The organism is Paraburkholderia sp. SIMBA_054, from assembly GCF_046534875.1.
Classification (GTDB): Bacteria; Pseudomonadota; Gammaproteobacteria; order Burkholderiales; family Burkholderiaceae; genus Paraburkholderia; species Paraburkholderia hospita.
This window is the reverse complement of the sequence record NZ_JAWRXV010000030.1, coordinates 16,862-39,311: the sequence shown is the minus strand read 5'-3', so window position 1 is coordinate 39,311 and position 22,450 is coordinate 16,862. Positions and strand designations below refer to the sequence as shown.

General features: G+C 61.3%; 20 protein-coding genes, 1 other RNA gene and 1 pseudogene. 5 read left to right on the top strand and 17 right to left on the bottom strand.

What is annotated here, in order from left to right; translation table 11 throughout:
• Nucleotides 1–9: 9 nt before the first annotated feature.
• A complete protein-coding gene (locus SB822_RS31250; protein ID WP_007587443.1) occupies nt 10–1,140 on the top strand; it encodes an anhydro-N-acetylmuramic acid kinase in 1,131 nt (376 codons plus the stop codon).
• Nucleotides 1,141–1,222: 82 nt separating this feature from the next.
• Here SB822_RS31250 and erpA read toward each other — a convergent pair whose 3' ends face one another.
• From erpA to rplM, 3 genes are all read right to left on the bottom strand, one after another.
• Nucleotides 1,223–1,588, bottom strand: a complete 366-nt coding sequence (gene erpA, locus SB822_RS31245) for an iron-sulfur cluster insertion protein ErpA (protein WP_086909300.1) — start codon at nt 1,586–1,588, stop codon at nt 1,223–1,225.
• A 262-nt stretch (nt 1,589–1,850) separates the two neighbouring features.
• A complete protein-coding gene (gene rpsI, locus SB822_RS31240; protein WP_007587441.1) occupies nt 1,851–2,243 on the bottom strand; it encodes a 30S ribosomal protein S9 in 393 nt (130 codons plus the stop codon).
• An 11-nt stretch (nt 2,244–2,254) separates the two neighbouring features.
• Entirely contained in the window at nt 2,255–2,683 is a 429-nt protein-coding gene (gene rplM / locus SB822_RS31235) for a 50S ribosomal protein L13 (RefSeq protein ID WP_007587440.1), read from the bottom strand.
• 602 nt (nt 2,684–3,285) lie between these two features.
• Here rplM and SB822_RS31230 point away from each other — a divergent pair.
• Nucleotides 3,286–3,708: an OsmC family protein gene (locus tag SB822_RS31230; RefSeq protein ID WP_410856361.1), complete on the top strand. Its 423-nt coding sequence runs from the start codon at nt 3,286–3,288 to the stop codon at nt 3,706–3,708.
• Between the two features lie 75 nt (nt 3,709–3,783).
• On the opposite strand, the gene rnpB is transcribed toward SB822_RS31230, so the two are convergent.
• From rnpB to pyrC, 3 genes and pseudogenes are all read right to left on the bottom strand, one after another.
• An RNA gene (rnpB, locus tag SB822_RS31225) (RNase P RNA component class A) lies at nt 3,784–4,197 on the bottom strand.
• A gap of 99 nt (nt 4,198–4,296) precedes the next feature.
• Nucleotides 4,297–4,917 (bottom strand): annotated as a pseudogene (locus tag SB822_RS31220) (DUF3025 domain-containing protein); the annotation flags it as partial.
• Nucleotides 4,918–5,091: 174 nt separating this feature from the next.
• Entirely contained in the window at nt 5,092–6,156 is a 1,065-nt protein-coding gene (gene pyrC, locus SB822_RS31215; protein WP_410856360.1) for a dihydroorotase, read from the bottom strand.
• A gap of 204 nt (nt 6,157–6,360) precedes the next feature.
• On the opposite strand from pyrC, the gene SB822_RS31210 reads away from it, so the two are divergent.
• Entirely contained in the window at nt 6,361–7,266 is a 906-nt protein-coding gene (locus SB822_RS31210) for a class II glutamine amidotransferase (RefSeq protein ID WP_410856359.1), read from the top strand.
• Between the two features lie 49 nt (nt 7,267–7,315).
• On the opposite strand, the gene SB822_RS31205 is transcribed toward SB822_RS31210, so the two are convergent.
• From SB822_RS31205 to SB822_RS31175, 7 genes are all read right to left on the bottom strand, one after another.
• Complete coding sequence (locus SB822_RS31205; RefSeq protein WP_410856358.1) at nt 7,316–7,825, bottom strand: hypothetical protein; 510 nt, start codon at nt 7,823–7,825, stop codon at nt 7,316–7,318.
• A 254-nt stretch (nt 7,826–8,079) separates the two neighbouring features.
• Complete coding sequence (locus SB822_RS31200; RefSeq protein ID WP_042308020.1) at nt 8,080–8,805, bottom strand: amino acid ABC transporter ATP-binding protein; 726 nt, start codon at nt 8,803–8,805, stop codon at nt 8,080–8,082.
• The gene (gene gltK / locus SB822_RS31195) at nt 8,802–9,479 is read right to left on the bottom strand and encodes a glutamate/aspartate ABC transporter permease GltK (RefSeq protein WP_410856357.1); all 678 of its coding nucleotides are present in this window, start codon (nt 9,477–9,479) and stop codon (nt 8,802–8,804) included. The genes SB822_RS31200 and gltK overlap by 4 nt, the downstream gene beginning before the upstream one ends.
• A complete protein-coding gene (locus SB822_RS31190) occupies nt 9,479–10,219 on the bottom strand; it encodes an amino acid ABC transporter permease (protein WP_007587432.1) in 741 nt (246 codons plus the stop codon). The genes gltK and SB822_RS31190 overlap by 1 nt, the downstream gene beginning before the upstream one ends.
• Nucleotides 10,220–10,311: 92 nt before the next feature.
• Nucleotides 10,312–11,205: a glutamate/aspartate ABC transporter substrate-binding protein gene (locus SB822_RS31185; RefSeq protein ID WP_007587431.1), complete on the bottom strand. Its 894-nt coding sequence runs from the start codon at nt 11,203–11,205 to the stop codon at nt 10,312–10,314.
• A gap of 365 nt (nt 11,206–11,570) precedes the next feature.
• Nucleotides 11,571–12,863: a Glu/Leu/Phe/Val family dehydrogenase gene (locus SB822_RS31180; RefSeq protein ID WP_410856356.1), complete on the bottom strand. Its 1,293-nt coding sequence runs from the start codon at nt 12,861–12,863 to the stop codon at nt 11,571–11,573.
• 175 nt (nt 12,864–13,038) lie between these two features.
• Nucleotides 13,039–13,995, bottom strand: coding sequence for a LysR family transcriptional regulator (locus SB822_RS31175; protein WP_007587429.1), 957 nt, complete (start codon nt 13,993–13,995; stop codon nt 13,039–13,041).
• 147 nt (nt 13,996–14,142) lie between these two features.
• Between SB822_RS31175 and purB the strand changes: the two genes are divergently transcribed.
• Nucleotides 14,143–15,531: an adenylosuccinate lyase gene (purB, locus tag SB822_RS31170; RefSeq protein WP_007587428.1), complete on the top strand. Its 1,389-nt coding sequence runs from the start codon at nt 14,143–14,145 to the stop codon at nt 15,529–15,531.
• 874 nt (nt 15,532–16,405) lie between these two features.
• Here purB and SB822_RS31165 read toward each other — a convergent pair.
• The 4 genes from SB822_RS31165 to edd form a co-directional block, all read right to left on the bottom strand.
• A complete protein-coding gene (locus tag SB822_RS31165) occupies nt 16,406–16,900 on the bottom strand; it encodes a gluconokinase (protein ID WP_079498890.1) in 495 nt (164 codons plus the stop codon).
• A 10-nt stretch (nt 16,901–16,910) separates the two neighbouring features.
• Entirely contained in the window at nt 16,911–18,272 is a 1,362-nt protein-coding gene (locus SB822_RS31160) for a GntP family permease (RefSeq protein ID WP_007588531.1), read from the bottom strand.
• Nucleotides 18,273–18,527: 255 nt separating this feature from the next.
• Nucleotides 18,528–19,169 (bottom strand): bifunctional 4-hydroxy-2-oxoglutarate aldolase/2-dehydro-3-deoxy-phosphogluconate aldolase, encoded by a 642-nt coding sequence (gene eda / locus SB822_RS31155; protein WP_079486953.1) that lies wholly within the window; start codon nt 19,167–19,169, stop codon nt 18,528–18,530.
• 19 nt (nt 19,170–19,188) lie between these two features.
• Complete coding sequence (edd, locus tag SB822_RS31150; RefSeq protein ID WP_007588534.1) at nt 19,189–21,099, bottom strand: phosphogluconate dehydratase; 1,911 nt, start codon at nt 21,097–21,099, stop codon at nt 19,189–19,191.
• Between the two features lie 302 nt (nt 21,100–21,401).
• Between edd and SB822_RS31145 the strand changes: the two genes are divergently transcribed.
• Nucleotides 21,402–22,247, top strand: a complete 846-nt coding sequence (locus SB822_RS31145; RefSeq protein ID WP_007588535.1) for a MurR/RpiR family transcriptional regulator — start codon at nt 21,402–21,404, stop codon at nt 22,245–22,247.
• Nucleotides 22,248–22,450: the final 203 nt, after the last annotated feature.

Here is a 22,450-nt window from a genome sequence, read left to right as displayed (position 1 = left end):
GAGCAAAGCGTGGCCAAAGACACGGCAGACGGCGTGTATTTCGGGTTGATGTCGGGCACGAGCATGGACGGCGTGGACGGCATCGCGGTCGAATTTGCGAAGGGCAAGGCGCCCGTCGTGCGGTCGCAGGCGTTCGTGGGCTTCTCCGAGGGTTTGCGCGACGCGCTGTTCGCCCTCCAGCAACCAGGAGACAACGAGATCGAGCGCGAGGCGCTCGCAGCCAACGCGCTGGCCGCGCGCTACACGGTGTGCTGCCATGAGTTGCTGCGCTCAGGCAATCTGTCGGCTACGGACGTCCGCGCGATCGGCGTGCACGGGCAAACGGTGCGGCATCGGCCGGAAAAGGGCTACACGAAGCAGATCAACAATCCGGCGCTGCTGGCCGAAATGATGCATATCGACGTGATCGCCGATTTTCGCAGCCGCGATGTCGCGGCGGGCGGCCAGGGCGCGCCGCTCGTGCCGGCCTTCCACGCGACGGTTTTCGGCGCGAAGAACGAGACGCGCGTGGTCTGCAATCTGGGCGGAATCAGCAATATCACAATCCTCTCGGCCAACGGCGCGGTGCGCGGCTTCGATTGCGGCCCCGCTAACGCGCTGCTCGACGAATGGGCGCACCGGCATCTGAACAAGCCATTCGATGAAAACGGCCAGTTCGCGGCGTCGGGTCAGGTGCATCGGCCGTTGTTGAATGCTTTCCTCGACGAGCCGTTTTTCGAGGCGCAGCCGCCGAAGAGCACCGGACGCGACCTGTTCAACCCCGAATGGCTCGACGCCCGGCTGCAAGGATTCGCCAATGTCAGCCCCGCCGACGTTCAGGCGACGCTGGTGGCGCTGACGGCCGTGACGGTCGCGCGCGAGGTCGAGCGCCACGCGCCCGATTGCAAGGCGGTGTACGTGTGTGGCGGCGGCGCACGCAATCCGGAAATCATGAAGGCACTGCAGGGCGCTCTCGCCGAAAGCGGCTGCAGCGGCGTGCCCGTTATGACCACGGAGGCGCTCGGCGTGCCGCCGCATCAGGTAGAACCGCTGGCCTTTGCGTGGCTGGCCATGCGTTGCGTTGCACGCGAACCGGGGAATTTGCCGTCCGTGACGGGCGCGGCGGACGAGCGCGTGCTCGGTGCGATTTATCCGCGCTGACGCGGCATGCGAAATTAGCGTGGAAATAAAAAAACGGGGCCGAAGCCCCGCTTTTGCTGCAACTTACGCGAAAAAGCTGCGATTACACCGAGAACGACGAGCCGCAACCGCAGGTGGTCGTAGCGTTCGGGTTCTTGATGACGAACTGCGCGCCGTTGATGTCGTCCTTGTAATCGATCTCTGCGCCAACCAGATACTGGTAGCTCATCGAATCGATCAGCAACTGGACGCCGCTCTTGTTCATCACGGTGTCGTCTTCGTTGACGGCTTCGTCAAACGTGAAGCCGTACTGGAAGCCCGAGCAGCCGCCACCCTGCACGAACACGCGCAGTTTCAGCTCCGGGTTGCCTTCTTCTTCGATCAGTTCTTTAACCTTGTCAGCCGCCGCGTCGGTAAAGACAAACGGTGCCGGCATCTCGGTCACGGGGGTGTCGGTCACTGCGTCCATGCGAACTCTCCAAAATAGCTTCTACACGCTATTGTATTGCTGTTCCCGATATCGTGCTGAAGCCCATGAAATCAATAGGTTCTTATGCACACCGGCTAATCCCTGCGGGCGCGACGGGTGTCAATCATGTCCTCGTACACCTGTCAGCGATGTCCTCATACGGACCGACAATGCCGCACGACAAATAAAAAAGCCGCCTTCGCAGATGCGTTGGCGGCTTTCTGCAGCAGGCCCTGTCTGAAACAGAGCCAACTCGAAACGATTAACGCTTCGAGAACTGCTTGCGGCGACGTGCCTTGTGGAAACCGACCTTCTTACGCTCGACTTCACGTGCGTCACGCGTCACGAAGCCTGCGCTCGACAGAGCCGGCTTCAGCGTTGCGTCGTAGTCCATCAGCGCGCGCGTGATGCCGTGGCGAACTGCGCCGGCTTGACCCGTTTCACCACCGCCCGTCACGTTGACCTTGATGTCGAACGTAGCAGCGTGGTTCGTGAGTTCCAGCGGCTGACGCACGATCATCAGCGACGTTTCGCGCGAGAAGTAGTCGGCGATAGGCTTGCCGTTGACGACGATCTCGCCCTTGCCTGCCTTGATGAAGACACGAGCAACAGCGCTCTTGCGGCGGCCCGTACCGTAATTCCAGTTACCGATCATGTGGGCTCCCCTTAGATCTCGAGCGCCTTCGGCTGTTGCGCCGAATGCGGATGCGTTGCTTCAGCGTAGACCTTCAGCTTCTTGATCATCGCGTAGCCGAGCGGGCCCTTCGGCAGCATGCCCTTGACCGCTTTCTCGAGCGCGCGGCCCGGGAAGCGTTCTTGCATCTTGCCGAACGTCGTCTCATAGATACCGCCCGGGTAGCCCGAGTGGCGATAGTACTTCTTGTCCGTGGTCTTGTTACCCGTGACCTTCAGCTTGCCGGCGTTGATAACGATGATGAAATCACCGGTGTCGACGTGCGGAGTGAATTCAGGCTTGTGCTTGCCGCGAAGACGGTGTGCCACTTCGCTGGCGACACGCCCGAGAACCTTATCCGTCGCGTCAATCACGTACCATTCGCGCGTAACCTCATGGGCTTTTGCGGAAAACGTCTTCATGATCGATCCAAAAAATAGTGCTGCGCCCTGTGTTTTTTTCCTGCTTGTATGTGCGCTTCGAGGCGCGTGCAGGCTCTCCCTGGTTCTTCCTCCGCGGGCGCGACTGCGGAAAAGCCCTGAATTATAAAGGAATTTGCGCCAAGGAGTCAAAGCACCCGGACAACGGAAAGCTGAGGACGAAAAAAAGCCCGAACTAGCGGTTCGGGCTTAATCCACCTTAGGAGGAGGGTGGAGGAGACATGCGGAGATTGTCGAGCTGCGACAACCAATGAGCAGATTATATGATCGGTGCTTGTGCGACGCAAGAACATTTGCAATGCGAAATTGAATTTCATTATCTGGAATTTTGTCACAACGGCCGCAACCTCAAGTAAATCGTCTGAAAATAATGACTTAGCCTGCACGGACAGAACGACCGCTGCAGTGCCCCTAGAGCAACACACCTAAAATCGTCCGTGCTATCCCTTATGCACCGGACATGCGGCAGCGCAGCATTCAAGGCGCAATTCGCATAATCCGCCGCCGATGTCGCTCCGGGCGAGCCATCACCCGCCGGGCTACAATGCGCATCTCGAATTCAAGCTTGTGAGCGGAGTACAAGAATGGAATGCAAAGTCAGCTGGATGGGTCAGGACGGCATGGCGTTCGCCGCCGAAACGGGCAGCGGCCACCTCGTCGCGATGGACGGCGCACCTGAAGGCGGCGGCCGCAATCTGGCGCCGCGTCCGATGGAAATGGTGCTGCTGGGCACGGGCGGATGCACGGCGTACGACGTCGTGATGATCCTGAAGAAGAGCCGTCAGGAAATCAGCGGCTGCTCGGTGACGCTGAAAGCCGAGCGCGCCAGCGAAGACCCGAAGGTGTTCACGAAGGTCCATTTCCATTTCACGGTGACGGGCACGAACCTCAATCCGACGACGGTGGAACGCGCGATCAATCTGTCGCACGACAAATATTGCTCGGCGTCGATCATGATCGCGAAAACGGCCGAGCTCACGCATTCGTTCGACATCGTCGCGGACTAAAGCCGTCTGAAGCGGCGCGAGCGCTGAAAAAGAAAATGCCGGCGTCCCAACGGACGCCGGCATTTGTCATTTGAGCGGCAAAGCAGGCCGATAAGCCGGATTTTGTGCACGCAGCGCGCCCGAAAGCGCGCCACGCGTGGCAGTCATTCCTCTAGACGCGCCATTGCTGACGCGCTCAAGCTTCCTACCCGCTGACGTGACGGGGGCCCCGCCCTGCATCTCGAAGATGCTAGCCAGCCTACTTGGAATTGCTCCGGGTGGAGGTTACCGTGCCGGTCTGCCTCGCAGCAGCCGCGGTGCGCTCTTACCGCACCGTTTCACCCTTACCTGATCCCGACTCGCGCCGGGCCATCGGCGGTTTGCTTTCTGTTGCCCTGTTCCGCGTGTTGCCACGGATGGCCGTTAGCCATCACCCTGCCCTGTGGAGTCCGGACTTTCCTCGCCCTCGCCGGCCGAAACCGCCGAGGCCGCGACTGCCTGGCCTGCTTTGCTGGCGGGGATTTTAACATCTGGCGTTCCGCGAGACCGCCGCCCGGCGCGAAACACGGAAGCATCGTCGTAAAAAGACGGCGCTTCGTTCGCTGCCCACCAGCCGGGAATGCCGAGCACGGGCAGCGGCGCGAACATCCGGGCACTGAAGCCTGGCGTATCGAGCAGCGTGCGCGCGACGGTTTCGTCCAGAAACGCGTCGCGTGAAACGCGCGTCCATGAGAAGTACGCGGGTGGCACATCGACGATCCACGCGTGTGCCGTACACGCCTTATATGGCGTAACGAGCTTTTCCAGCAGCGCGTGCCCGAAACAGCGCACCTCGCAGCGCTCGCCCCACGCCGCTCGCTGGTCAACGAGTAGCGTTTTCCAGTCGAACGAGCGCAGTGCGGCGGCGAGCGACGCGTCTGTACACGCAAACAGCACGGCGTTTTCGTCGAACAGCGTGAGTGCGTCGCGCGTGCCGCCGCGCGTCGGGCCGATGCCCAGTACATCGACAGCCGCCGACCCGCGCGCGCTCAGCGCAGCCTTGATGCGCGGAAACTGAAACCACATCAGCGCGTTGAAGAAATCATGCTGATTGGGGCGCGTCGGCACGCAGCCTGATACCGCGATATGCGCTTCGTACGCGGTGCCGGGCGGCAATTCGTCCTGCGGGATAAAAGCGAGCTGCCTTCCGCGTCCCGTCGTGATGACGGCGGACGCGGCATCCGCGTTCATCTCGCGCAACTGATCCGCCGCGCTGCGCAGCGCGGCCTGTTGCCAGCGCACGCCGCGCGTCGCGACCTGCGCGAACCACGGCATCGACCAGTCGATATCCGCAAAGCCCGGCGCAGCGCGCTTCAGTGCGCCGCCCGGTGAGTCGACATCGCGCGACATTCGCTCAGCACGCGCTCAAACGAGCTTCCAGCCGATCGTCTCGCCGCCGCCCAACGGCACCACGGGCGTGTCACCCGCCGCGACTTCCGCCGGCAGCGTCCATTCTTCGCGGCGCAGTGTCACCTTCTCCTCGCTGCGCGGCAGGCGGTAGAAGTCCGCGCCGTGGAAGCTCGCGAAGCCTTCGAGCTTGTCGAGCGCGCCCGCCTTGTCGAACGCTTCCGCGTACAGCTCGAGTGCATGCAGCGCCGTGTAGCAGCCCGCGCAGCCGCACGCGTGCTCCTTCAGGCCCTTCGGATGCGGCGCGCTGTCCGTACCAAGGAAAAAGCGCGGATTGCCCGACGTAGCCGCCTCGACCAGCGCCACACGATGCGTCTCGCGCTTCAGCACAGGCAAACAGTAGTAATGCGGACGAATGCCGCCCTGGAAAATCGCGTTGCGGTTGTACAGCAGATGATGCGCAGTGATCGTCGCGCCCAGCAGCTCGGGCGGCGCGCCCGCGTCGCGGACGTAGTCGGCGGCATCCTTTGTGGTGATGTGCTCGAACACGACCTTCAGCGCCGGGAAATCGCGGCGCAGCGGCGTCATCACGCGGTCGATGAACACTTTCTCCCGATCGAACAGATCGATCGACGAATCTGTCACTTCGCCGTGGATCAGCAGCGGCATGCCCGTTTCCTGCATCATCTCGAGCGTTTTCGCGCACTTGCGGATGTCGCTGACGCCCGCATCCGAATTCGTCGTCGCGCCCGCCGGATACAGCTTCACGCCATGCACGAAACCGCTTTCGCGGGCGCGGCGGATTTCTTCGGGTGGCATGTTGTCGGTCAGATACAGCGTCATCAGCGGCTCGAACTTCACGCCGGCCGGGATCGCCGCAATGATGCGCTCGCGATAGGCGCGCGCCATCTCCGTCGTCGTGACGGGCGGCTTCAGGTTCGGCATGATGATCGCGCGACCGAACTGGCGCGCGGTGTGCGGCAGGACGGCGGCGAGCATCGCGCCATCGCGGACGTGCAGGTGCCAGTCATCGGGACGGGCGAGCGTGAGGGTATCGACGGAAGCAGCGGTAGATGCGGTCATGGCGGGGATTCACGAGCGTCACAGGCGCGGCAAATTGCGCAACTGACGGCATAACTGACGAGGTCTTTCCACAAATGCAGCCAAAACACCCGTCAATTTTGCTTTTTGCCGCTTCTGGCTCGGTGATATGCTTGGAAAATCATCATTGTAACGGGTCGGCCCATGTGGGCTCATACCCCGTTAGAAAGGCTTGTCTTCCGCATCATGTGCCAACTACTCGGAATGAATTGCGCCGCGCCCACGGACGTCACGTTCTCGTTCACCGGCTTCGCGGCGCGCGGCGGCGTCACCGACCACCACTCCGACGGCTGGGGCATCGCCTTCTTCGAAGACAAGGCCTGTCGCCTGTTCATCGATCATCAGTCGTCGGCCACGTCGCCGATCGCCGACATGGTCAAGCGCTACCCGATCAAGTCGAAAAATACGATCGCGCATATCCGCAAGGCGACGCAAGGGCACATCGTGCTCGAGAACTGCCACCCGTTCATGCGGGAGTTGTGGGGACGCCACTGGATCTTCGCGCACAACGGCGATCTGCAGAATTACAGCCCGGTGCTCTCGGGCGTGTATCAGCCCGTCGGCAACACGGATAGCGAGCTGGCGTTCTGCGCGCTGCTGCAAGGGTTGCGCAAGGCGTTTCCTGGTTCGCAGCCGCCGCTGAACGAACTGTTCGCCGCGCTGGAAACGTTGACGCGCGAAATCACCCAGTTCGGCGTGTTCAATTTTCTGATGTCGAACGGCCAGGCGCTGTTCGCGCACTGCTCGACGCATCTGCATTACCTCGTGCGTAGCTGGCCGTTTTCGACCGCGCATCTCGTCGACGCGGACGTTTCGATCGATTTCGCCAAGTACACGACACCCGAAGACCGCGTCGCCGTGATCGCCACGCAGCCGTTGACCGACAACGAAATATGGACCGCTTTCGAGCCGGGCGATCTGCTGATGTTCCAGCACGGCGAAGTGATCGCGCGCGCCAACGTGCCCGTGCCGCCGGCCGTGCTGGAGAAGGCGCGCAATCCCGCCTGCGATCCGAGCGCTTCCGCGAGCATGCTGCCCGCGGCGTCCGTTCTCGATCTCGAATCCGACGACGCTGCCGCGTACGAATCCTGATCGCCCGGCAACTGTCGTCGCGCTGGTCCGAGGCTCGGGCCCCGCGTCATCAATGCTTGCATGCGTTCGCCGGAGGACCGGCTTCGCAATGCCGGTCTTGTTCCCGGGCGTCATGCACCGGGATGCCTCCGCACAGCAACTGCCGTAACGCGGGATGACAACGCCACCGCTCGGTTTCGCGCAATTCCTTCGCATCGCCCGGTCCAATGCGCGCGGAACAACAATCGCACAGCTTCGTGCGACAAACCTCGAGGCTCGCGGCGAGCGCTCTCGCACTCAGCGGATCTGCGTAGTTGACGGCGGGAATATCGAGCAGAAGGCGTTTCAGAGGCGAATTCGTTCCGTCAGGCATCGCCTCCTTCATCAGGCGCCCGGCGATTTGCTCCGCCTCGCGCTGAAAAACTTCGAGCATTCTTTTGGATAACTGATTTCTTTGCCCGTGACGAGAAATCCACAATTGCGCCGACTCTGCGAACTGCGCAGCCGTCAGCCATTTGCCTTCCAGTTGCATTGACACTAACTCATGAACGACCAGGTCGCTCATCAAAAACACTTTCATGGATTGTCTCTTGTCGATCGAAAACGAATGACAGCGACGCACCCCGCTCGCATCATCGAATTTCGCCGGGAAGCTTATGCTCACGCCGGCAGAAGTCACATGAGACGAATCCGATTAAGATATCTTTTAATAGGTAATAGTCCTAACGTAAAACGTCGGTTATAAATTTGTGAAACTCGCACCCCATGCCCGATTAAAAAGATAAAAAAAGCCGCTCTTGAAAAGAGCGGCTTTTTTGCTTGCGCAGGCTGATTTCAATGCAGAATCTTTGCGAGAAAATCTTTCGCGCGATCCGATTTCGGATTCGCAAAAAAGTCTTCCTTGCGGTCGTCTTCGACGATGAGGCCCTTGTCCATGAAGATCACGCGATGCGCGACCTTCTTCGCAAAACCCATTTCGTGCGTCACGCACATCATGGTCATGCCTTCCTGCGCCAGCTCGACCATCACGTCGAGCACTTCGTTGATCATTTCAGGATCGAGCGCGGAAGTGGGTTCGTCGAACAGCATCGCAATCGGGTCCATCGACAGCGCGCGCGCAATCGCCACACGCTGCTGCTGGCCACCCGACAACTGCCCCGGATACTTGTCCGCATGCGCACGCAGGCCGACGCGATCGAGCAGCTTCAGGCCCTTCGCGGTCGCTTCGTCCTTCGAGCGGCCGAGCACCTTGACCTGCGCGAGCGTCAGGTTCTCGGTGATCGACAGATGCGGGAACAGCTCGAAGTGCTGAAACACCATGCCGACCTTCGAACGCAGCTTCGACAGGTTCGTCTTCTTGTCAGTGAGCGACTGGCCGTTGATCACGATTTCGCCCTTCTGGAACGGCTCGAGCCCGTTGACCGTCTTGATCAGCGTCGATTTGCCCGAACCCGACGGGCCGCACACGACGACCACTTCGCCCTTTTTCACTTCCGTCGTGCAGTCGGTCAGCACCTGGAACTGGCCGTACCACTTCGACACATTCTTGATAGAGATCATCTTGCGACCTTTTTCTGAAGACTTTTGACGAGGCTCGACGCGACCACGCAGATCACGAAGTAACACGCACCGGCGAACAGTACCATTTCGACGTTCGTGCCGTCACGGTCGCCAATATTCGTGGCCGTGCGGAAGAAGTCGGCGAGGCTGATCACGTAGACGAGCGACGTATCCTGAAACAGCACGATGGCTTGCGTGAGCAACAGCGGCACCATCGCGCGAAACGCCTGCGGCAGCACGACGAGGCGCATCGCCAGCGGGTAGCTCATGCCGAGCGCGTACGACGCGTACACCTGGCCGCGCGGCACCGCCTGAATGCCGGCGCGGATGATTTCCGAGTAGTACGCGGCTTCGAACAGCGAAAACGCGACCATCGCCGACGCGAGTCGGATATCGATGTCGGCGGAAAGTCCCAGCACGTTCTGCAGCACCTGCGGCACGATCAGGAAGAACCACAGCAGAACCATCACGAGCGGGATCGAGCGGAACAGCGTCACGTAGATCTTCGCGAACCACTCGAATGGCTTGAACGACGACAGCCGCATGATCGCGAGCACCGTGCCCCACACGATGCCGATCACGATCGCGAGAATCGTGATCTTGAAAGTGACGACGGCACCCGTCCATAGCGTCGGCAGTGTGCCCGGAATACCGCTCCAGTCGAAATGATGCATCACTTGCCTCCGATATAGCCAGGCAGCCGGCTCTTGGCTTCGACGATGCGCATCAGCGTCATCACGATCATGTTGATGAGCAGATACGCAACCGTGACGGCGATGAACGACTCATACGTCTGCGCCGTGTAGTCGACGAGCTGGCGCGCCTGGGCGGACAGATCGAGCAGACCGATGGTCGATGCGACGGCAGAGTTCTTGAAGATGTTCAGGAACTCGGACGTGAGCGGCGGCACGATGATCCGGTACGCAACGGGCAACAGCACGTAGCGGTACGTCTGCCATTGCGTCAGGCCGAGCGCGAAACCGGCGAAGCGCTGGCCGCGCGGCAGCGCGTTGATGCCCGAGCGCACCTGCTCGCACACGCGTGCGGCGGTGAACAGCCCGAGACAGATGATCGACGACGAGAAGAACTGCGCGCCGGGCGGCAGTTGCTTGAACCATGTGCCGATGGATACCGGCAACAGTTCCGGTATCACCAGATACCAGACGAAGAACTGAACGATCAGCGGGATATTACGGAAGATGGCGACGTACACCGTGCCGATTGCCGCGACGCGCGGGTTCTGGACCGTCCGCAGCACGCCGAAGAACGACCCGACGATCAGCGCGATCACCCACGCGCACAGCGAAACGGTGACCGTCACCCAGAGACCGGACAGCAGCCAGCCAAGATAGGTGGTCGGCTCGCCGGTGGAAACCGGACTCAGCAGAATGCCCCAGTTCCAGTGGTATGACATGACGAAGACTCCAACAAAAAGAAACGGAAGAAGCGCTTGCCCCTTCCGTTCTGTTCAACACGTTGACTGTTCAGCTAACGGTTGTTCGAGGGTTAGTCGATTGCCTTGTCGTTCGGCGCCTTGTACAGCGCCTTGATGTCGTCGCTTTCCGGGAAGGCGAGGTTCAGGCCCTTCGGCGGAATCGGCGATTCGAACCACTTCTTGTAGATCTTGTCGGCTTCGCCCGAGGTTTCGACCTTGGCGATCGCGTCGTCGACAACCTTCTTGAACTCCGGATCGTTCTTGCGCAGCATGCAGCCGTACGCTTCATGCGATTGCGGCGCGCCGACGATGATGAAATCGTTCGGCGTGTTCGACTTCGCGCGCTCGCCGGCGAGCAGTGCGTCGTCCATCATGAACGCGGCAGCGCGGCCCGTCGACAGCGTCAGGAACGACTCGCCGTGGTCCTTCGCGCTGATGATGTTCATGCCCATGTTCTTGTCCTGGTTCATCTTGCGAAGCAGGCGCTCGGACGTGGTACCAGCCGTCGTCACGACGGTCTTGCCCTTCAGGTCCGCCCAGTCTTTGACACCGGAGTCTTTCTTCGTCATCAGGCGCGTGCCGATCACGAAAATCGTGTTCGAGAACGCGACCTGTTGCTGACGTTCAGCATTGTTCGTGGTCGAGCCGCATTCGAGGTCGACGGTGCCATTCTGCACCAGCGGAATGCGGTTTTGCGACGTGATCGGCGTCAGCTTGACCTTCAGGTCCGGCATGTTCAGCTTCTGCTTGACGGCATCCACGACCTTCAGCGCGAATTCCTGCGAGTAGCCGACCACGTTCTGCTTGTCGTCGTAGTACGAAAACGGAATCGACGATTCGCGGTGGCCCAACGAAATGACGCCCGTGTCCTTGATCTTCTTCAGCGTGCCGGCGTCCTGCGCATGCGCGCCTACCGTAAACAATCCCAGAGTCGCGAGAAGCAGCGCAGCTTTTTTAACCTTCATTTGTGATCTCCTTGGCAAGAACCGGCGCCAGTGTATCTCAGTAATTATTCTGAAAGTATGGTTGTTAACCATGTTCAGCGTGTGGTGTTGCATAAAGCCACCACTTTGCGCGGGGCGGCGCCAGTATTGGCTTACAGCGCCTTCACCGGAGCGATGCAAACGTCATCGGATGCGTCGTTTTTGCCGGTTCGGGTGCATCTTCAACTGCACAAAAGCGGACGGCACCCGAAGATGCCGTCCGCCCGATATTCTGCGCGAGTCCGTCGATTCGCGCTCGTGAAGCGTTGTTGCGCGGCGCCCGCCTCCAGGCCGGGCGCCATGTCCGTCATGTGACCGGCCATCTGTTGCCAGACAGCCGCGCCGTATCAGGGATACAGGCCGCGCATTTCGCGTGCTTGAAGGATGCGTTTGCAAGCAACGATAAACGCCGCCGTACGCACCGACACCTTCTGCTCGCTCGCCACCTGCCACACGGCCGCGAACGCTTCGCGCATCACGCGTTCGAGACGCTCGTTGATCTCGTCTTCCGTCCAGAAGAAGCTCGAGAAATCCTGCACCCATTCGAAGTACGACACCGTCACGCCGCCCGCATTCGCGACGACGTCGGGAATCACGAGGATGCCCTTGTCGTGCAGGATGTCGTCGGCGGCCGTCGTGGTCGGGCCGTTCGCGCCTTCCACGACGATCTTCGTACGAATTTTGCCCGCGTTCTTCTCGGTGATCTGGTTTTCCAGCGCAGCCGGAATCAGGATGTCCGATTCGACCGTCCAGAAGTCATCGTTGGCGATCGTGTCGGCTTCGGCGTAACCACCGACGCCGCCATGCTTCGCGACGTGGTCGAGCAGCGCCACGGCGTCGATGCCCGATTCCTTGTACACCGTGCCCGTGTGATCCTGCACGGCGACGACCTTCGCGCCCGCTTCCTGATACAGACGCGCCGCGATGCCGCCGACGTTACCGAAGCCTTGCACGGCGATGCGCGCGCCTTCGATGTCCATGCCGATACGGCGCGCCGCTTCGCAGCCGACGACGAACACGCCGCGGCCCGTCGCTTCACGACGGCCGAGCGAGCCGCCCAGCGTGATCGGCTTGCCCGTCACGACGCCCGTGGCCGTTTGGCCCTGGTTCATCGAGTACGTGTCCATCATCCACGCCATGATCTGCTCGTTCGTGTTCACGTCCGGCGCGGGGATGTCGGTGTTCGGTCCGATGATGATGCCGATTTCGCTGGTGTAGCGGCGCGTCACGCGCTCCAGTTCACCACGCGACAGCGTGCGCGGATCGACACGGATGCCGCCCTTCGCACCGCCGTACGGCACGTTCACGGCCGCGTTCTTCACCGACATCCACGCGGACAGCGCCATCACTTCCGACAACGTCACGTCCTGGTGATAACGCACGCCGCCCTTGCCCGGACCGCGCGACACGTTGTGCTGCACGCGATAGCCTTCGAAGTGCGCAACCGTGCCGTTATCGAGTTCGATGGGCACGTCGACGATGAGAATGCGCTTCGGGCGCTTGAGCGTTTCGAGCCAGCGCGACAACGGGCCCAGATACGGCGCGACGCGATCGACTTGACGGAGATAGTTGCCCCAGGGACCGAGATCGTCGGCATGAAGGTAGGACGGGATGGACTGCTGATTTGCCGCGGTAGACATGAACGCTCCAGCGTTTTTATCGGGTGACGCCATTGTCGAAAAAAAGCGCTGAAAGGGTCCAATGCCGTTTGGTCATCCCCTTATGTTTTTCTTGCATAACGCTGGGGAAAGCGCAAATGCGTGTCGCAATGCCGTTATTTGCGCATCCGGCAATGCACTCTTGTTTTACCGATAGCTACCTCGAGGCTTGCGTGAGTTCCGTGCTCACGACGTCCCACAACGCTCGCACGAGTTGCTGGCGTGCGTCGTCGGTCTGCACGGCGAGTTTGTCGCGGTAAAGGCGGATCTCCATCGTCAGCGTGAGCTGACCTTGCGCGACGCCACGCGACGCGCGGTCGAGCCGGATCAAACGGCCGTCCGCGACGGCGTCTTCGACGGCGCTGTGCGGCAGGAACGCGACGCCGTGTCCGGCGAGCGCCATCGCCTTCAGTCCTTCGGCCATGTCCGTTTCATACACGCGATCGAGATAAAGACGCCCCGGCGATGTCGCGAAGATCACTTCCGTCATGCGCCCCAGATAGGCATTCGGCGTGTACGAGAGATACGGCGTCGGCGCGTCCGACGTGCCGGGCAGCGTGTAGCGCGGGCGGCCGCCCTTGCCCGGCGCGGAGAACGGGCTGATCGCTTCGATGCCGAGCGTCAGCATGTCGTAGCGCGCTGGATCGAGCGCCACGGGGTGGCTCGGATGGTGATAGCCCATCACCAGATCGCAGCCGCCTTCGACCAGCGACAGCACCGCGTCGTGCACATTCAGCGCGCGCAGCCGCGTATGGATTGGTCCGAGCTGCGCCTCGATGCGCTGCAGCCAGCGCGGGAAGTAGGTGAGCGACAGCGTATGCGGCACCGCGAACTCGATCGTCGCGGCGGGCGTCGCCGTATGGCCGCGCAACAGCGTGCGCGCCTCGTGGAACTGCGACAGCATCGCGAGCGCCTGCTCGTAGAAGACCTGGCCCGCCGCCGTGAGGCGCGTCGGGTAAACCGAACGGTCGATCAATTCCGTGCCGAGCCATGCCTCGAGCGCCTGGATGCGCCGCGAAAAAGCGGGCTGAGTCACATGCCGCAGCTCCGCCGAGCGGCTGAAACTGCGCGTTTCCGCCAGCGACACGAAGTCTTCGAGCCATTTCAGTTCCATACGGACCAGCGCTCCACCAGTAACGGAAAGCCTGCATTCTAGCGGCGCCGGGCCGCGCGCCGGGGCCGATGTCCTAAAGTGGTAAAATTCGCGGTTCTCCCCGCTTGTATCTGTCACCGACTCTTCACCGTTCCTGCCCCTCCCATCATGTCCGACACCCGCCCCGACACTCTCTTCGCGCTGACCGCCCTGTCCCCGCTCGACGGCCGTTACGCATCGAAAACCGAAGCCCTGCGCGACTGGCTTTCGGAAGCCGCGTTCATGCGCCATCGCGTGAAGGTGGAAATTCACTGGCTGATCGCGTTGTCGCATGCCGGTTTCGCCGAAGTGCCGCGCTTCTCGGAAGCGTCGGAGCAATTCCTGCTGCAACTCGTCGAGCGCTTCACCGCGCATGACGCCGCGCGCATCAAGGACATTGAGCGCGTGACGAATCACGACGTGAAGGCTGTCGAGTACTGGTTGAAGGAATCGGTGAAGGGTCAGCCGGAACTGGAACGCGCGAGCGAGTTCATCCACTTCGCGTGCACGTCGGAAGACATCAACAACACGTCGCACGGCCTGATGCTCGCCGGCGCACGCGAACACGTGATCCTGCCGGCGCTGCGCGCCGTGCATCAACGCCTCGTCGCGCTCGCGCATGCGCAGGCCGATCAGCCGATGCTCTCGCGCACGCATGGCCAGCCGGCCAGCCCGACCACGCTCGGCAAGGAAATGGCGAACGTCGCCGCGCGCCTGTCGCGTGCGATCGACCGCATCGCTAAGGTCGAACTGCTCGGCAAGATGAACGGTGCGGTCGGCAACTTCAATGCGCATCTGTCTGCGTATCCGGAGTTCGACTGGGAAGCGTTTTCGAAGGAAGTCGTCGAACAGCGTCTGAAGCTGACGTTCAATCCGTACACGATCCAGATCGAGCCGCACGATTACATGGCCGAACTGTTCGATGCCGTGGCGCGCGCGAATACGATCCTGCTCGACCTCGACCGCGATGTGTGGGGTTATATCTCGATCGGCTACTTCAAGCAGAGGACGAAGGCAGGCGAGATCGGTTCGTCGACGATGCCGCACAAGGTCAATCCGATCGACTTCGAAAACTCGGAAGGTAACCTCGGACTTGCGAATGCCACGCTGCGGCATCTGGCAGATAAGCTGCCGGTTTCGCGTTGGCAGCGGGATCTGACCGATTCGACGGTGTTGCGGAATATTGGTGTTGCGTTTGGGTATTCGTTGCTGGCGTATGACGCGCTTAATCGTGGGTTGGATAAGCTTGAGGTGAACCCGCAGCGGCTGAACGATGATCTTGATGCGACTTGGGAAGTGCTGGCTGAGCCTGTGCAGACTGTCATGCGTCGATATGGTATCGAGAATCCGTATGAGCAGTTGAAGGAGCTGACGCGTGGGAAGGGCATCACGCGGGATGCGTTGCAGACTTTTATTAATGGTCTTGCTATTCCTGCTGATGCTAAGGAGCGTCTGCTTGCCATGACGCCGGGGTCTTATGTCGGCAAGGCTGCCGAATTGGCCAAGCGGATCAAGTAGTCGTTTATTGCCTGCGGCGGCGTTTGGTTTTGGTTTTGCTGTTCGCAGGCTTTTCGATGTGGTTTGCTTTGCGCTTGCGCTGGCATCCGCGATTTGCCTTTGTCCTTCAAGCGTCGCCCCTGTGCGGGGCGGCACCTACTTTTCTTTGCCGCCGCAAAGAAAAGTAGGCAAAAGAAAGCGGCTCACACCGCTAATTCTTGTCCTTGGCTGAGGGCCCCCAAAGGGTCCCACGCTTCACACGGCAACCACGTGACTCATGTTTGTTGCCAACGCCCTGAACTGACGGCTCACCCGCTTCATGCGCCCGCATCGCAACATGCCCTATCAAATTTCCCACGTTCTATAGCGGCAAACTGTGTGTAGGCCGTAGCACCACACACGCCTCACTTCGGACCGATAGCACGCGCTCCACCCTGTAAGAGCGCCAAGCCATACGTCGCGACAACCTACACACAGTTTGCCACCTGGGCGGCAGAAACCATTCGCTGCCGCCAGCCCTTGAGCGGGCGTTTGAAGTGGGTGAGGCGTTCATTCGAAGCGTTGGCAACGCACGCGAACAAAGACGCTGCCGCGTGAAGTGTGGGACCGGTTGAGGGCCCTCAGGCAGGAAGAAATGTTGGCGGTGTTAGCCGCTTTCTTTTGCCTAGTTTTCTTTGCGGTCGGCAAAGAAAAGTAGGTGCCGCCCCGCACAGGGGCGACGCCTGAACGGCAAACACCGTAACGCGGATGCCAGCGAAAACACTAGCAAACCAAACCGTCCACGCCACGAAGCCAAACCGCAGCTACCAGCGCAACACCAAAACCACAAACAAAAACGGCCCGCGCAGCGAAAACAACCACCGCTAGCGGGCCATCAATCAACGACTACAAAACCCTACCTCGCGCGAAACTTACTGAGCGTCTCCTCGACAATCTCCTCAGGCGTGAGCTCGATACTGACAGTAATCGCCTCATCATCGCCAGGCTCTTCCAGCGTATCGAGCTGGCTCTGCAGCAACGAAGGATCAAAGAAATGCCCCGTGCGTGTCTGCAGACGCTCCTGCAGCACTTCCTGCGAGCCCTTGAGATAGACGAAGCAAACATCCTTATCGCCCGCACGCAGGATGTCGCGATAAGAACGCTTCAACGACGAACAAGTAAACACCGCATCCTCATTCGCCGCCTGCTTCTCCTCGATCGCAGCGCGAATCGTCCTGAGCCACGGCCAGCGATCATCATCCGTCAGCGGAATGCCGTTGTGCATCTTCTCCTTGTTGGCAGCGCTATGAAACGCATCGCCATCCGTGAAGCTGCACTTGAGCCGCTCCGCCAGCATTTCGCCAATGCGGGTCTTGCCGGCGCCCGACACGCCCATCGCGATCAAAATCATCTGAAACTCCTTACAGGACCGCCGCCAATGCGAAGGTCAAACCCAAGCCCATCAGCGAAATGATGGTTTCGCAGAGCGACCACGTCTGGAACGTCTGCCCCACCGTCATTCCGAAATACTCCTTGATCAGCCAGAAACCGCCGTCGTTGACATGCGAGAAAATCAGCGAGCCCGAGCCCGTCGCAAGCACCAGCAGTTCCGGCTTCACCTGCACACCGCTCGCCTGCGCAATCGGCGCGACGATGCCGCAGGCCGTCGTCATTGCAACCGTCGCCGAACCCGTCGCGAGACGGATCAGCGCGGCAACGAACCAGCCGAGCAGCAACGGCGACAGATGCGCAGAGGTCGCCGTTTCGACGATCTGCTTCGAGATGCCGCTATCCATCAGTACGCGGCCAAAACCACCGCCCGCGCCGACGATCAGCGTAATGCCCGCGATCGGCGCAAGACATTCGCCGCAGAACTTCTGGATCTGCTCGCGGTTAAAGCCGCGGCTCGCGCCAAACGTCCAGAAGCTGACGAGCACCGCAATCAGCAGCGCAACATCGGACGTGCCGATGAACTTCAGCAGATCGTTCGGCGTCGTTTTCGGCGCGAACACGAGATCGGCCCAACTGCCGATCAGCATCAGGATCACAGGCAGCAGGATCGTGAAGAGCGTGATACCAAAGCCCGGCAGCTCGCGCGAGCCCGCCTGATGTTCGGTATCGACGAACTGCGCGGCGAGCGGATTGTTTTCCGCGAGTTTGATATGACGGTGAATCAGCAGCGCGAACAGCGGACCAGCGACAATCGCCGTCGGCACGCCGACGAGCAGCCCGTACGCGATCGTGCGGCCGATGTCCGCGTGATACGCCTGCACCGCAAGCAGCGCAGCCGGGTGCGGCGGTATCAGGCCGTGCACGACGGACAGACCCGCGACCATCGGCAGGCCGATCAGCAGCAGCGATTTGCCTGTGCGTTTCGCGACGTTGAACGCGATGGGAATCAGCAGCACGAAGCCGACTTCGAAGAACACAGGCAAGCCGACGATGATCGCGACGAACATCATCGCCCAGTGAATGTTCTTTTCACCGAACCAGTTGATTAGCGTGGTGGCGATGCGCTCGGCACCGCCCGATTCGGCCATCATCTTGCCGAGCATCGTGCCGAGGCCGACGACGATCGCGATGTGACCCAGCGTATTGCCGTTACCCGTTTCGAACGACTTCACGATCGTGCCCGCCGGCATGCCGACGGCCAGACCCAGCAGCAACGACACGATAATGAGGACGAGGAACGGATAGACCTTGAAGCGCGTGATCATCAGGATCAGCACCGCAATGGCAATCACGGCGTAGATCAGCAGCATGCTGCCGTGGACAGCTTCCATGAAGCTCCTCCTTTGCTTTGTTGGTTTGAATTGCAAAGTGCTGCGGCACCTCGCCCGCTTCCGGATGCTGAAAGTGCCTTCTGAACGAGCACTTTCGCGGACGCTGAATTTTACTGTTTGTTGACGTCGGTGGCGCGTGGAATAAACCCACGCAAAAATCAAAAAAACCTCGCCGCTGCAGCCCGTCAGGAGCTGAAGCGGCGAGGCTCGTTACAGCAGCCGGTTCCGCGCTTGTTCAAAACACGATGCTGCGCATCAGTGTGCAGGCGCTGCCAGTTCGCTCGCAGCGCGCGCGAGACGCGTGACTTCGTCCCAGTTCTGCGCAGCGAGCGCCGCCTTCGGCGTCAGCCACGAGCCGCCCACGCACACCACGTTCGGCAGCGCGAGGAAGTTTGGCGCTGTTTCCGCCGTGATGCCGCCCGTCGGGCAGAACTTCAGCGTCGGGAACGGGCCGTGGAAAGCTTGCAGCATCGGGATGCCGCCCGCCTGTTGCGCAGGGAAGAACTTGACGATTTCATAGCCCAGTTCGAGTGCGACGATGATGTCGCTCGGCGTCATTACGCCGGGCAAAAGCGGCAGACCGGCGTCCTGCGCGGCCTTGTGCATATCTTTCGTGAGCCCCGGCGACACACCGAACTGCGCGCCCGCCTTCTTTGCCTGCTCGCAATGTTCGGGCCTCGTGATCGTGCCGACGCCAACGACGATGTCTTCGGCAAGCTGGCTCGCGCGCTCGATCGCCCCGATGCCCGCGGGCGTGCGCAGCGTGATTTCCAGCACCTTCACGCCGCCTGCGTGCAGTGCGCGCGAAACGTGTTCGCCCTGTTCGACGGTATCGAATGCGAGGACCGGGATCACCGGACCGAGGCGCACGATTTCGCTGACTGTTTTCGACGTCATCTTCAGACTCCTTTTCGCTTTATTTCTGCATTGCGTGGCTGGCTTCGCTTGCCACGGCGTTTGCCGTTCCAGTTGCGTGCTGAGTTGCGTGCGACGCTTCGCCGACGAGCGGCCCGAACACCGATGCACCGAGCTCCGCCGGCGCCGCCGCCGCACGGAACACACCGAACAGCTCACGGCCGAAGCCCACTTCGTTTTCCGCCTGATGCTGCGACACGGCAATCGGACGCGTGGCCCACTCGGCGTCGTCGATTTCGACGTCGAGCACGCCTGCTTCGGCGTCAATCACGAGCATGTCGCCCGTCCGCACCTTGCCGAGCGGCCCTTGCAGCAGCGTTTCCGGCGACACGTGAATCACGGCGGGCACCTTGCCCGATGCTCCGGACATGCGGCCGTCCGTGACAAGCGCGACATGGAAACCCTGATCCTGCAACACGCCGAGCAGCGGCGTCAAACGATGCAGCTCGGGCATGCCGTTTGCGCGCGCGCCCTGGAAGCGCACGACGGCGATGAAGTCGCGCTTCAGCTCGCCGTTATCGAAGGCTTCCTGCACGGCTTCCTGCGAATCGAACACGATGGCAGGCGCCTTCACTGTCCGATGCTGCTTCGCAACGGCCGAAATCTTGATCACGCCGCGGCCGAGCTTGCCTTGCATCAGACGCAAACCGCCGTCCGGCTGGAACGGATCGCCGATGGCGCGCAGCACAGCCGTGTCGTGGCTTTCGGCGGCGGCCGGCACCCACGTCAACTTGCCGTCGAGCAGTTTCGGCTCTTCCGCATAGTGCGAAAGACCCTTGCCGACGACCGTGTTCACATCGTGATGCAGCAAGCCACCTTCAAGCAGATTGCGAATCAGATACGCCATGCCGCCCGCCGCGTGGAAGTGGTTCACGTCGGCCTTGCCGTTCGGATACACCTTCGCGAGCAGCGGCACCGTAGCCGACAGCGTGTCGAAGTCGTCCCAGTCGATGATGATGCCCGCCGCGCGCGCGATCGCGACGAGGTGCAGCGTGTGATTGGTCGAACCGCCCGTCGCCAGCAGACCGACGATGCCATTGATGATCGCCTTCTCGTCGATCACGTGGCCGATCGGCATGTAGTGGCCGCGGTCCACCGTCAGGTCGAGCACGCGGCGCGCAGCTTGCGCAGTCAGCGCGTCGCGCAGCGGCGTATGCGGATGGACGAACGCCGAGCCCGGCAGATGCAGGCCCATGATTTCCATCAGCATCTGGTTGCTGTTGGCCGTGCCGTAGAACGTGCAGGTGCCGTGGCTGTGATACGCGGCGGCCTCCGATTCGAGCAGTTCATTGCGGCCGCATTGGCCCGTCGCGAATTCCTGGCGCACTTTGGCCTTGTCGTCGTTCGACAGGCCGCTCGTCATCGGGCCGGCGGGCACGAAGATAGTCGGCAGATGGCCGAATTGCAGCGCGCCGATCAACAGGCCCGGCACGATCTTGTCGCACACGCCGAGGCACAGCGCCGCGTCGAACATGTTGTGCGTGAGCGCGACGGCCGTGCTCATCGCGATCACTTCGCGCGAGAACAGCGACAGTTCCATGCCCGCGTTGCCCTGCGTGATGCCGTCGCACATCGCCGGGACGCCGCCCGCGAACTGCGCGACGCCGCCGTTTTCACGCGCGGCGGCCTTGATGATGTCCGGGAAATCCTTGTACGGCGCGTGCGCCGAGAGCATCTCGTTGTACGACGAGACGATGCCGATGTTCGGCTGGCGGATCTGCTTGATGACGAGCTTGTCGTTGCCCTCCATGCCGGCGAAGCCGTGCGCGAGGTTCGCGCAGGACAGCGCGCCGCGCGCCGGGAATTTGCCCTGCGCCTGGTCGATGCGTGACAGGTACGCGTGGCGCGTCGGCTTGCTGCGCTCGATCACGCGCTTCGTGACTTTCATCAGTTGCGAATGCGGGGAAACCATCGATGCTCCTTCGTCGCTGGCCTGCGCGCCTTGACATGAGCGCTGTACGCCAGATTGGTATCGCGGGAAACGGCATGAAGAGCCGGCAACCGGGATATTAGTAGAAAAACTACACGCACACAATGTGGCAGTTGCTGAATCGGCGCCGCTACGAAATTGGCCTGAAACCTTTGTGTACTGGCGTTTCCGGCGTTTTACCGTGGTTCACCAGGGTAATCACCTACGGTACATATGTAGTTTTTGTACTTGATTCGTCTATCAGCTATAGTCCACGCATTCTTCAGCATAGTGCGAGATTCCCGATGATGCTGTCCCAGGTGGAAGCGATGCGCGACCAGATGCGCCCATCCGAACGCAAGCTTGCCGACTACGTGATCGAGGCGCCGCGCGAAGTGCTCGACCTGTCGATGACGGAGGTCGCCGCGCGCGCGGGCGTGAGCCAGCCGACCATCGCGCGCTTCTGTCATGCGCTCGGCTTCTCCGGCTTTCGCGAGTTCAAGATCCGCCTTGCGCAAGGGATAGCAACGGAAGTGCCCGCCGTGTATCGCGACGTGCGTCCCGACGAGCCGACGCCCGGCGTCGCCGCGAAGGTGCTCGACCGGACCATCGGCGCACTGATCCAGGTGCGCAACAATCTGTCGACCGACAGCGTGGCGGCCGCGATCCAACTGCTGGCGCAAGCGAAGCGCATCGAGTTCTACGGCGCGGGCGGCTCGGGGATTGCCGCGCTCGACATGCAGCACAAGTTCTTCCGGCTCGGCATGCCGAGCGTCGCTTATTCCGACCCGCATACGTTTTTGATGTCGGCGGGATTGCTGGGCGAAGGCGATGTCGTCGTCGCGATTTCGAATACGGGCCGCACGCGCGACATCATCGACGCCGCGAAATCCGCGCTCGCCGCGGGCGCGAAAGTGATTGCCGTGACGCATGGGAATTCGCCGCTGGCTCGGATCGCGTCGATCGGACTGTTCGCGAATGTCGATGAAGACACCGACATCTTCTCGCCGATGACGTCGCGCACGTCGCATCTCGCGATCGGCGACATTCTGGCTGTCGGCGTCGCGTTGCAGCGTGGGCCGGAGCTAGCGGAAAAGCTGGCGGGCGCGAAGGATGTGATTGCGAGGCGCCGGACTGGGCCGCAGGAATAGGTCTGCTTCGTGCGTCGGAGCACGCCACGCCGCAGGATGACGGGCCGCGTGAGTGATCCGGCACGCACTGCAATGCACGGCAGGTGAAGCGCGACACCAGGACGAAGCGGACATACAAACGCAAAACGGGCTCCCGAAGGAGCCCGTTTCGTTTTGAAGCTTACTGCTGGTGAAGACTGCGCTCAGGCGGTCATTGCTGCACC